Genomic DNA, 11,064 nt, shown 5'->3' on the forward strand with positions numbered 1-11,064 from the left:
CCATGAGTTTCTCTGCCGTCGTCGTCGCAGCCGGTGAAGGTCTCCGCGCAGGACCGGGTGAACCCAAGGCCTGGCGCCTGCTGGGCGGACGTCCGATCGTGCGCTGGTCCGTCGAAGGCCTGCTGGCTGCCGGCGCGCGCGACGTCGTGGTCGTGGTGGCCCGCGACCGCCTCGCAGCCGCCGACGACGCCCTGGCCGGCCTTCGGGGCTGGAAGGCGGTGACGGGTGGCAGGACGCGGGCCGAGTCCGTGCAGGCCGGCCTGGCCGCAACCTCGGCGAAGAGCGCCCAGCCGGTGCTGATCCACGACGCCGCCCGCCCGTTCGTCGCCCGAGCCCACGTCGAGCGCCTGCTGGCCGCTCTGGAGCTGGCCGACGGCGCGATCCCCACCCTGCCCATCCCCGACACCCTGAAGCGCGGCGAAGGCCTCGTGGACGGGACCGTCTCCCGCGACGGCCTCTGGCGGGCGCAGACCCCGCAGGCGTTCCGGTCGGGCAAGCTGAAGGCCGCCTACCGCCGCTGGCCGGCCGGCGAGGAGCCCACGGACGACGCGTCGGTCATGGAACGCGCCGGCGGGCACGTCGCGATGGTGCCGGGCGACCCGATGCTGATGAAGCTCACCTACCCCGAGGACTTCATGCTGGCCGAGCAGCTCAGCGCCGGCCGCCGGATCGTGCGCATGGGCCAGGGCATCGACGCGCACCGGTTCGGTCCGGGCGACGTGGTGTGGCTGTGCGGAATCCGCATCCAGCACGACCTCGGCCTCATCGGCCACTCCGACGCCGACTGCGGCCTGCACGCCCTGACCGACGCGGTCCTGGGCGCCATCGCAGACGGCGACATCGGCGAGCACTTCCCGCCGTCCGACCCGCAGTGGAAGGGCGCCTCGTCGGACCGCTTCCTGAAGCATGCGGTCAGCCGGGTCGCGGCCAAGGGCGGACGCATCCTGAACGCGGACGTCACGCTCATCTGCGAGCGCCCGAAGGTCAAACCACATCGCGACGCCATGCGCGCCCGCATCGCCGAGTTGCTCGAGTTGCCGGTCGACCGGGTCAGCGTGAAGGCGACCACGACCGAGGGCATGGGCTTCACCGGCCGCGAGGAAGGCCTGATGGCCCAGGCCGTGGTGGCGGTGGAAACGCCCGTCTAGGGCAGCCACTCGTAACGGGTCTTCAGGTTGCCGTAGAGCGCGCCGGCCAGGTTCGTGTAGTCGTCGGTCCAGGGCCGCGCCTTGAACGGGTTGGCGTCCGTCCACTTGCCCGTGGCCCGGAGGGCCGCCAGCGCCTGCGGGCTGCGGGCCACGATGACCGCGTCCTCCGACGACTCCCAGGTGCCCGCCGGGTCCTTCTCGGGCGCGCGGTACTGCTGGACCAGGGCATAACCGCCGGCCGCGCGCGCCACGGCCTGGGCCGGATTCATCAGGTCGAGGTTACGGTTGGACAGGTGCAGGATCAGCACGCCGTCGGGCTTCAGCTTGGCGAGATAGCCCCGCACGGCCTCGACGGTCAGCAGGTGCGCGGGCACCGCGTCGGACGAGAAGGCGTCGATCAGCAGGATGTCGAAACTGGCCGGCGGCTGTCTGGCTACGGTCAGGCGCGCGTCGCCGATCACGTACTCGATCAGGCTCTTCGCGCAGAGGGTGGTGTAGGTGAAGTTGGCCGCATCGTTCGAGACGCGCACCACCAGGGGGTCGATCTCGAAGAACGTCAGGTCGTCGCCGGGACGGACGTAGGCCGCCACCGATCCGGTGCCCAGGCCCACCGCGCCGATGCGCAGGCGCGGGCTGGCGGCCTGCTTGCCCGTGAACACCTGCCCGATGGGCGTGTTCGGCGTGTAGTAGACCATCGGTCGGCACATGTAGCGCGGGTCCTGCGACTGGGCGCCGTGCAGCGTGGTGCCGTGGGCCAGCATCTTCACGTGGCCGATCGACGGGACCCAGGTCTGCGAGAGCTTCAGGACGCCGAAGAAGCTGCGCCAGCTCTGCCGGGTGTCGGTGCGGTCCGCGGCGGTCTCGGCGGCGTAGGAGAGGATCGCGACGATTGCGAACATGAACAGCGCATGGCGACGCACCATGAAGGCCGCGATCACCGCCAGCGCCAGCAACGCCTTCATGCCCATGTCGAACAATTCGGCCGGATCGAAGCGGCCGATGAAGGCGTCGGTCGTCAGATGATTGGTCGCGAAGGTGACGGCGACGGGCGTCAGGATCGCCGCGACGACGCCCACCACGAACATGGTCCACGTCCAGGTCGGGATCCGCCGCAGGTCGCCCCACGGCCGCGCCAGGCACGAGAGCGCCAGCACGATCGGGTATTCCCAGACGTCGTTGAAGATCGCCGGCGCTGCGAAGGCGTTGAACGCCCCGCCGACCACGCCGCCCAGCGACAGGCAGAGGTAAAACTCCGTCAGGTGGGCGGGATCGGGACGCCGGGCCACCAGCCGCTGATGGCACATCAGCGCCGTCAGGAAGAATGCGGCAAGGTGGACGACCAGCAGGACCGCGAAGAAGGTTGACTTGAACGGCAGCGCCGCCACGCAGACCGCCAGCGCCGCGGCTTGCAGCGTCAGGGTGAGCGCCGGCGGGATGGCCGGCTTGTCCTGGAAGGCGATGATGAAGGTCGTCAGGTACAGCGCGAGCGGCAGCACCCAGAGGAACGGAGCCGAGGCGACGTCGGTCGTGATGTAGGTGGTGACGCCCAGCATCAGGCTGGACGGGATGGCCGCCAGCGCGACCCAGGCGGCCCGTTCGCCCCAGGTCGGCGCGGGCGTCGCGGCCCTGGCCTCTCGCACCGCCGCGGCGCGCGTGCGCGAGACCAGGATCGCCAGCGTCGCGATGATCACGACGAAGAGGCCGTAGCCCGCGCTCCACCCCAGCCGCTGGCCGACGAGGCTGAAGGCGGGCTCCACCACGACGGGATAGGCCAGCAACGCGATCAGGCTGCCGAGGTTCGACGCAGCGTAGAGGACGTAGGGCTCTTTGCCCTCGGCCGCGCCGATGGTGCGGGCGTGCCAGGCCTGGACGAGCGGGGCGGTCGCCGAGAGGATCGCGAACGGCGCGCCGATGGAAAGGGTGAGCACCGCCAGCAGCCACAGGTTCGGGTGATCCGACGACGGAGGCCCCGCCAAGGCGTTGACCCGGAGCGGCAGCGCCGCCGCGGCGACCGCCAGCATGGTCACGTGGACGACCGCCTGGCCCCGCAAGGACGGGATGCGTTGCAGCACGTGGGCGTAGAAATAGCCGGCGAGCAGCGCGAGCTGGAAGAACGCCTGCGACGTGTTCCAGACCGAAGGGCTCCCGCCCAGCAGCGGCAGCACCAGCTTGGCCACCATCGGCTGCACGAGGAACACCAGTGTGGCGCTGGAGAAGACCGTCAGCGCGAAGAGCGCCGCTGGAGCCTGGCGGGACGGAGACGCGCCGAGCGTGGTCATGGATCTCGAATCGCCTTGAACGGGAGGGCGGCTCGATGCTCTGTGCTGAGGGCCGCGCGGTAAAGGGGACGAAGACGCCGATGTTCAACCTGGAGATCGTCACCCTCGCCCGCCTGCTGATCGACGAGTGTCGCGAACGGTCCCTGCGGATCGTGACGGCCGAGAGCTGCACCGGCGGTCTGGTGGCGGGCGCCATCTGCTCGGTCGCCGGCTCGTCCGACGTCTTCGAACGTGGCTTCGTCACCTATTCCAACCGCGCCAAGCAGGAACTTCTGGGCGTGCCCGGCGACCTGATCGCGGACCTGGGCGCCGTCTCCGAGCCGGTGGCGCGGATGATGGCCGAGGGCGCCCTCGAAGCGTCGAACGCCCACCTGTCGGTCGCGATCACCGGCGTCGCCGGCCCCGGCGGCGGCACCCGCCTCAAGCCCGTCGGCACGGTCCATATCGCCACGGCGCGCACCAACCAGCGCCTGATGCACGAGGAGCACTTCTTCGAGGAGGACACCCGCGAAGGCGTTCAACTCGCTGCGGTCCAGGCGGCCCTGCAGATGATGCGAGACCGGCTCGTTTGAGCGAGCCTGCCGCCGAGTCGCAGCTCCTGCGCGCGCTGAGGCGCCGCGACGTCATAGGCCTTCTGCTCAACGTGATGCTCGGCGCCGGCATGCTGACCGCGCCGGCCAAGGTCTATGGCGCGGTCGACGGCTGGGGACTGCTGGTGCTGGGGGCCAGCGCCGCGGCGATGCTGCCGCTTTTCCTGTGCTTCGCCGAACTCGGGAGCCGGTTCTCGGGCACGGGCGGGCCCTACCTCTACGCCCGCGCCGCGCTGCCGCCGTGGCTGGCCTTCTCCAGCGGCTGGATGCTGTGGGTGGCCCAGGCGCTCGGCGCCGCGACGTTGTCCAACCTGTTCGTGACCTACCTCGCGGCTTTCGCGCCGGCGCTGGGCGCGGGCTGGCCCCGGCTCGCGGCGCTGGGCGCGCTGGGCATCGCCACCACCTGGATCACGCTGATCGGCATCCGCCAGTCCGCCGCGGCCAGCAACCTGCTGATCGCCACCAAGCTCGTCTTCATCGCAGGCTTCATCGCCGCCGTGCTCCCCTTCGTGCAGATCGACCGGCTGGCGCCGACGCAGGCCCTGCCGCCGCCGGTCACCTTCGCCGAAGCGATGCTGATCTTCATCTTCGGATTTTCGGGCTTCGAGCGCGGCGCGATGGTGGCGGGCGAAGCGAAGGATCCCCGCCGCGACGTCCCCATCGCGCTGCTCTTCAGCCTCGGCCTGGTGACCCTGGTGTTCGGCCTGGCGTTCACCGCCTGCGTCGGCGTCCTCGACGCCCCAGCCGCCACCGACCGGCCGTTCGCCGAGGCCGGCCGCGCGCTGTACGGCGCCGCCGGCGCCGGCGCGGTTTCCATCGGCGCGCTCGCCGTCACCTTCGGAACGCTGCTGGTGATCGTGGTCTCGATGCCCCGCAACCTGCTGGCCCTGGCCGAGCATGGGGAACTGCCCGCCGTCTTCGCCCGCATCCATCCGCGCTGGCGCACGCCACAGGTGGCGATCCTGACCTCCAGCGTGGTCGGCTTCTCCGCCGCCATGGCCAGCGACCTCTTGGGCGCGCTCACGATGTCGACCGCCGCGCGGCTGATCTCCTACGTGCTGTGCTGCGTCGCCCTGGTCCGTCTGGCGCGCCGCGCCGACGCGCCGGCGCCGACCTTCCGCCTTCCGTATGTCGCCCCGCTCGCGGCGGCGACGGCCCTGATCTTCGTCGGCGTCATGCTGCTGGGCGCGACGAAGGAGCTGCCGGCGCTGGCCGGCGTGCTCGCCGTCGGCCTGCTGATCCTCACGGTGTCGCGCCGTACAGCGCCTTCGCCCGGTCCTCGAAGCAGCTCATGAGCCGCTCGACCGCGTGGTGGAAGTTGGCTGCCAGCAGGCCCTCCAGCAGCTTTGCCTTGAACTGGAAGTCGATGTCGAACTCGATGCGCGTGCCCGCGCCGTCGGGCAGGAAGCGCCAGCGGTTCGTGAGCTTGCGGAACGGACCGGACAGCAGGTTCACATCGATCTGCCGGGCGGCGCCGTCGCGATGCACCCGTGTCGCGAACCGCTCCTTCAGGAACGAGAACCCGACCCCCGCCTCGGCGTCGACCTGATCCACGCCCTCGCCGGTCCGCCGCCGGTTCCAGGTGCGCATGGACGTGATCCACGGCACGAACTCTGGATAGCGTTCGACGTCGCCCACCAGCGCGAACAACTGCTCCGGGGTGTAGGGCAGCACGCGCGAGACGTGGTGGCGCACCTAGGCTGCGGCCTCTTTGGCCCGCCGCGCGGCCTGGAGGCGCGCGAAGTCTTCGTCGGCATGGTGCGACGAACGGGTCAGCGGGCTGGACGCGACCACCAGGAATCCCTTGGCCTTGGCGATCTCCTCATACCCCCTGAACTCGTCGGGGTGGACGAAGCGGTCGATAGGCGCGTGGCGGCGGGTGGGCTGAAGGTACTGGCCGATGGTGATGAAATCGACGCCGGCGGAACGCATATCGTCCATCACCTGCATCACCTCCTCCTTCGCCTCGCCCAGGCCGACCATGATGCCGGACTTGGTGAACTGCTCCGGGTCGCGTTCCTTCACCCGCTCCAGCAGGCGCAGCGAGTTGTAGTAGCGGGCGCCGGGGCGGATCGAGAGGTAGAGCCGCGGCGTGGTCTCCAGGTTGTGGTTGAAGACGTCGGGCTTGGCGTCGATCAACGCATGCACGGCCTCGACGGGCTTGCGCAGGAAGTCCGGCGTCAGGATCTCCACGGTCGTGCCGCGTGAGGCGGCGCGGATGGCGCGCACCACGGCGGCGAAGTGCGCCGCGCCGCCGTCCGCCAGGTCGTCGCGGTCCACCGAGGTGATGACGACGTGCTTCAGCCCCATCTTCGCCACCGCGTCTGCGACGCGGGCCGGCTCGCTGGGGTCGAGCGCGTTGGGCTTGCCCGTGGTCACGTTGCAGAACGCGCAGGCCCGCGTGCAGACCTCGCCCATGATCATCATCGTCGCGTGGTTCTTCGACCAGCACTCGCCGATGTTGGGGCAGGCCGCCTCCTCGCAGACGGTAACCAGGCCGTTGCCCTTCACGATGTCGCGGGTGGCGTTGTAGCCGGCGGAGCCCGGCGCGCGGACGCGCAGCCACTCCGGCTTGCGCAGGATCGGCGTTTCCGGCCGGTTTTGCTTCTCTGGGTGACGCGGGCGCTTGCCGCCCACGGTGTCGATGACCACGGCCATGGCCCCTAGATCGTCCGTCCGCGCCTCCGGATCAAGCGCAAGGGCGCCGTCGCGGCAAGATCACGGCAGGTAACCGAGCTTTTCACCTGCAACCCGGCCGGATAGGCTCGACGTAACGACAAGATCCGGGAGGCGTTCGCCCTTGAGTGGTTTCGACAGCGCGTCGGCGCAGTCTTCCGTCTTCGACGCCCTCGTGGCGGCGGCGAAGAAACATGGCGCGAAGAAGCCGATCCTGGAGGACCAGGAGCGCAATCCCCTCACCTACCTCGACCTGATCCGCGCCGCCTTCGCCCTGGGCAGGAAGATCGCCGGCTTCACGAAGAAGGGCGAGCGCGTGGGCGTCATGCTGCCGTCCAGCGTGGGCGGCGTGGTGACCTTCTTCGCCCTGCACGCCTTTGGGCGCATCCCCTGCATGCTCAACTTCACGGCCGGCATCCGCAACCTGAAGGCCGCCTGCGACCTGGCCGGCGTGAAGACGGTGCTGACCTCCCACCGCTTCGTCGAGCAGGGCAAGCTGCACGACCTGATCGACGCGCTCGAGACCAAGGCGAACGTCGTCTACCTCGAGGACGTCCGAAAGACGGTGGGCCTGCCCGACCGCCTGTTCGCGGCCGCCGCCGGCGCCCTGCCGAAGCAATTCCGCACACCCCTGTCGCCGTCCGATCCGGGCGTGATCCTGTTCACCTCGGGCAGCTTCGGCGCGCCGCGCGGCGTGGTGCTGAGCCACGCCAACCTCGTGGCCAACTGCCGCCAGATCAACCAGCACATCCCGCTCGACACCAACTGGGTGTTCTTCAACCCGCTGCCGATCTTCCACGTCTTCGGCCTGACCGGCGGCGCGCTGCTGCCGCTGCTGACGGGGCTGAAGACGTTCCAGTATCCCTCGCCGCTGCACATCAAGCAGATCCCGCCGCTGGTGAAGGACAGCGGGGCCTCGGTGCTGTTCGCCACCGACACCTTCATCAACCAGTACGCCCGCTCGGCCGAGCCCGACGAGCTCTCCGGCCTCACGTTCGTGGTCTGCGGCGCCGAGAAGGTGCGCGACGAGACGCACAACCTCATCAACGAGAAGTTCGGCCCGATCCCGCTGCTGGAGGGCTACGGCGCCACCGAGTGCTCGCCCGTGATCGCGGTGAACAAGCCCGGCGACAACCGCCGCGGCACGGTCGGCGGCCTGCTGCCAGGGGTGGAGACGAAGCTCGAGCCGGTCGAGGGCATCGCGGAGGGCGGCAAGCTGCTGGTCCGCGGGCCCAACGTCATGGCCGGCTACCTGCGGGCCGACGGCGGCATCGACCCGCCCGCCGGCGGCTGGCACGACACCGGCGACGTGGTCTCCATCAGCGACGACGACTGGATCAGGATCCTCGGTCGCGTGAAGCGTTTCGCCAAGGTCGGCGGCGAGATGGTCTCCCTGACCGCAGCCGAAGACCTGGCCTCGGCCGTGTGGCCCGCAAGCCGCCACGCCGTGGTCTCGACGCCCGACCCGAAGAAGGGCGAGCGCATCATCCTCGTCACCGACCAGCGCGACGCCGACGTCGGCCCGCTGCTGGCCCACGCCCAGTCCATCGGCGCGCCCGAACTCGCGGTGCCGCGCAAGATCATCAAGGTGCAGGAAATTCCGGTGCTCGGCACCGGCAAGACCGACTACGTCGCGCTGCAGCGGATCGTCGACACCGAGTTGCAGCCCGCCGGCTGAGGGGGAGAACCGACCAATGCCAAAACTCGCCGCCTGGTCGCCGCGCGTGCTCAGCGTGCTGCGCGTCATGACCGCCCTGCTCTTCATGGAGCACGGGCTGATGAAGCTGCTCGCCTTTCCCGGGCCTCAGCCGGGCGTACCCGACCCGTTGCCGGCGATCCTGCTTGCCGCGGCGTGGATCGAGGTGGTGGGCGGCGGCCTGATCGCGCTCGGCCTCTTCACGCGCGCCGCAGCCTTCCTCTGCTCGGGCCAGATGGCGGTCGGCTATTTCACGGCCCATGCCAGCAAGGGCTTCTGGCCCGGCCTGAACGGCGGCGACGCGGCCATCCTCTTCTGCTTCATCTTCCTCTACCTGGTCTTCGCCGGACCGGGGCCCTGGAGCCTGGACGCGGTGGTGCGCAAGCGCGCCTGACCCGTCAGAGGTGCAGGACCTTGCCGTAGGCGTCCAGGGTCGACTCGTGCATCGCCTCGCTCATGGTCGGGTGCGGGAAGACGGTGGCGTGCAACTCGGCCTCCGTGGCCTCCAGCGTCATGGCGATGGCGAAGCCCTGCACCATCTCGGTCACCTCGTGGCCGATCATGTGCGCGCCGATCAGGGCGCCGGTCTTGCCGTCGAACACGGTCTTGACGAAGCCGTCGGTCTCGCCGGCCGCGATGGCCTTGCCGTTCACGCGGAACGGGAAGCGGCCGACCTTGGGGTCCAGCCCCTGCTCACTGGCCTGCGCCTCGGTCAGGCCCACCGAGGCGATCTGCGGCGTCGTATAGGTGCAACCGGGGATCGGCGCGGTGAGGTTCGCAGGTTTCAGGCCGGCGATATGCTCGACGCAGTGGACGCCCTCGTGGCTGGCCTTGTGCGCGAGCCAGGGCGGCCCCGCCACGTCGCCGATGGCGTAGAGGCCCGGCACACCCGTCCCGCCGTGGCTGTCGGTGACGATGTGCGTGCGGTCGATCTTCACGCCCAGGGCCTCCAGGCCCATGTCCTCGACGTTGCCGACGATGCCCACGGCCACGATGCAGACGTCGGCCTCCAGGGTCTCGGTCTTGCCGCCCGCCTCGATCTCCAGGGCCACGCCCTTGGCGGTCTTCGACAGCGTCTTCACGTTGGCCGGCACGCGGAACTTGATGCCGCGTTTCTCGAAGCTCTTGTGGGCGGCCTTCGAGACCTCCTCGTCCTCGACGGGCAGGATCCGCGGCATCATCTCGACGACCGTCACCTCCGAGCCCAGCGCCCGGTAGAAGCTCGCGAACTCCATGCCGATGGCGCCGGAACCGATCACCACCAGGGTCTTCGGCGCCGCCTTGGGGACCAGCGCCTCGCGGTAGGTCCAGATGCGCTCGCCGTCGGGTTCGAGGCCGATGGCCGGGATCGTGCGGGCCCGCGCGCCGGTGGCGACGATCACGTGCCTAGCGGTGAGCTTGCGGTCGCCAACCACGACGGTGGGGGCGCCAGCCCCCTTCTCCAGCTTGGCGAAGCCTTCGACCACCTCGATCTTGTGCTTCTTCATCAGGAAGGCGACGCCCGAATTCAGTTGGGCCGCGACCCTGCGCGAGCGCTTCACGACGGCGTCGAAGTCGAAGGCCTTCTTCTCGACCGACAGGCCGTAGTCCTTCAGGTGGTCGAGCTGTTCGTAGACCTCGCCCGACTTCAGCAGCGCCTTGGTCGGAATGCAGCCCCAGTTGAGGCAGATGCCGCCCAGTTCGCTGCGCTCGACGATCGCCGTCTTGAAGCCCAACTGGCTGGCCCGGATCGCGGTCACGTAGCCGCCCGGCCCCGAGCCGATCACGATGACGTCGAAAGCGTCGGCCATCAGAGGAGCCTCTCGATCGCGCCTTCCAGCGCCTTGGGTTCAACAGTGGGCGCAAAGCGGCCGGCGACCTTGCCGGAGCGGTCGACGAGGAACTTGGTGAAGTTCCACTTGATGCCCTCGGTGCCGAGGACGCCCTTCTTCTGGCCCTTCAGCCACGCGTACAGCGGGTGCGCCTTGGGCCCGTTCACGTCGACCTTCCGCATCATCGGGAAGTCCACGTCGTAGGTCAGCGAGCAGAAGGTCTTGATTTCGGCCTCGTCGCCCGGCTCCTGCGATCCGAACTGGTTGCAGGGGAAACCCAGCACCACGAGGCCCCGGTCGCGGTACTTGCGGTAGAGCGCCTCCAGCCCCGCGTACTGCTTCGTGAAGCCGCACTGGCTGGCCGTGTTCACGACCAGGATCACCTTGTCCTTGTAGTCGCCGAGCGGCGCCGGGGCCCCGTCGATGGTCTCGGCGCTGAAGTCGTAGATGCTGGCCATGCCAAGACCTCCCTAGACGATCATCCGCAGGGGTTCTTCGAGCATCTCCTTGAAGGCGGCGAGGAAGCGTGCGCCGACGGCGCCGTCGACCACGCGGTGGTCGCAGGTGAGCGTGACGCTCATCACGTTGGCGATGACGATCTCGTCGCCCTTCACCACGGCCCGCTTCTCGCCCGCGCCGACCGACAGGATGCAGCCCTGCGGCTCGTTGATGATCGAGGCGAAGGTCTTGATCCCGAACATTCCCAGGTTCGAGACGCTGAAGGTGCCGCCCTGGAACTCCTCGGGCTTCAGCTTCTTCTCCCGCGCCCGGGCCGCCAGGTCCTTGGCCTCGGTGGCGATCTGGGCCAGCCCCTTGGTCTCGGCCCTGCGGATGATCGGCGTGATCAGGCCGCCGGGGATGGCG

The 11,064-nt window shown here is 69.6% G+C and carries 11 protein-coding genes; 5 read left to right on the forward strand and 6 right to left on the reverse strand.

The window, feature by feature from the left end:
- Positions 1-2: 2 nt before the first annotated feature.
- Entirely contained in the window at positions 3-1,148 is a 1,146-nt protein-coding gene (locus JNL41_RS18825) for a bifunctional 2-C-methyl-D-erythritol 4-phosphate cytidylyltransferase/2-C-methyl-D-erythritol 2,4-cyclodiphosphate synthase (protein ID WP_293477621.1), read from the forward strand.
- On the opposite strand, the gene JNL41_RS18830 is transcribed toward JNL41_RS18825, so the two are convergent.
- Positions 1,145-3,427 (reverse strand): fused MFS/spermidine synthase, encoded by a 2,283-nt coding sequence (locus JNL41_RS18830; protein ID WP_293477623.1) that lies wholly within the window; start codon positions 3,425-3,427, stop codon positions 1,145-1,147. The two genes, JNL41_RS18825 and JNL41_RS18830, sit on opposite strands and share 4 nt — an antisense overlap.
- Positions 3,428-3,507: 80 nt before the next feature.
- On the opposite strand from JNL41_RS18830, the gene JNL41_RS18835 reads away from it, so the two are divergent.
- On the forward strand, positions 3,508-3,999 hold the full coding sequence (locus JNL41_RS18835) for a CinA family protein (RefSeq protein ID WP_293477641.1): 492 nt from the start codon (positions 3,508-3,510) through the stop codon (positions 3,997-3,999).
- Positions 3,996-5,312, forward strand: a complete 1,317-nt coding sequence (locus tag JNL41_RS18840) for an APC family permease (RefSeq protein WP_293477625.1) — start codon at positions 3,996-3,998, stop codon at positions 5,310-5,312. The genes JNL41_RS18835 and JNL41_RS18840 overlap by 4 nt, the downstream gene beginning before the upstream one ends.
- Here JNL41_RS18840 and JNL41_RS18845 read toward each other — a convergent pair.
- Entirely contained in the window at positions 5,260-5,712 is a 453-nt protein-coding gene (locus JNL41_RS18845; RefSeq protein WP_293477627.1) for an SRPBCC family protein, read from the reverse strand. The genes JNL41_RS18840 and JNL41_RS18845 overlap by 53 nt on opposite strands.
- Positions 5,713-6,675, reverse strand: a complete 963-nt coding sequence (lipA, locus tag JNL41_RS18850; RefSeq protein WP_293477629.1) for a lipoyl synthase — start codon at positions 6,673-6,675, stop codon at positions 5,713-5,715.
- A gap of 142 nt (positions 6,676-6,817) precedes the next feature.
- Between lipA and JNL41_RS18855 the strand changes: the two genes are divergently transcribed.
- Positions 6,818-8,371 (forward strand): AMP-binding protein, encoded by a 1,554-nt coding sequence (locus JNL41_RS18855; protein WP_293477631.1) that lies wholly within the window; start codon positions 6,818-6,820, stop codon positions 8,369-8,371.
- A 16-nt stretch (positions 8,372-8,387) separates the two neighbouring features.
- A complete protein-coding gene (locus tag JNL41_RS18860; RefSeq protein WP_293477633.1) occupies positions 8,388-8,783 on the forward strand; it encodes a DoxX family protein in 396 nt (131 codons plus the stop codon).
- Positions 8,784-8,787: 4 nt separating this feature from the next.
- On the opposite strand, the gene lpdA is transcribed toward JNL41_RS18860, so the two are convergent.
- From lpdA to JNL41_RS18875, 3 genes are all read right to left on the reverse strand, one after another.
- Complete coding sequence (gene lpdA / locus JNL41_RS18865; protein ID WP_293477635.1) at positions 8,788-10,179, reverse strand: dihydrolipoyl dehydrogenase; 1,392 nt, start codon at positions 10,177-10,179, stop codon at positions 8,788-8,790.
- A complete protein-coding gene (locus tag JNL41_RS18870) occupies positions 10,179-10,658 on the reverse strand; it encodes a glutathione peroxidase (protein ID WP_293477637.1) in 480 nt (159 codons plus the stop codon). Before JNL41_RS18870 ends, lpdA begins: the two co-directional genes overlap by 1 nt.
- A 12-nt stretch (positions 10,659-10,670) precedes the next feature.
- Positions 10,671-11,064, reverse strand: a 394-nt coding sequence (locus JNL41_RS18875; protein WP_293477639.1) for a 2-oxo acid dehydrogenase subunit E2, incomplete at its 5' end; no start/stop codon positions are given.

It is taken from the genome of Phenylobacterium sp., assembly GCF_016793285.1.
Classification (GTDB): domain Bacteria; phylum Pseudomonadota; class Alphaproteobacteria; order Caulobacterales; family Caulobacteraceae; genus Phenylobacterium.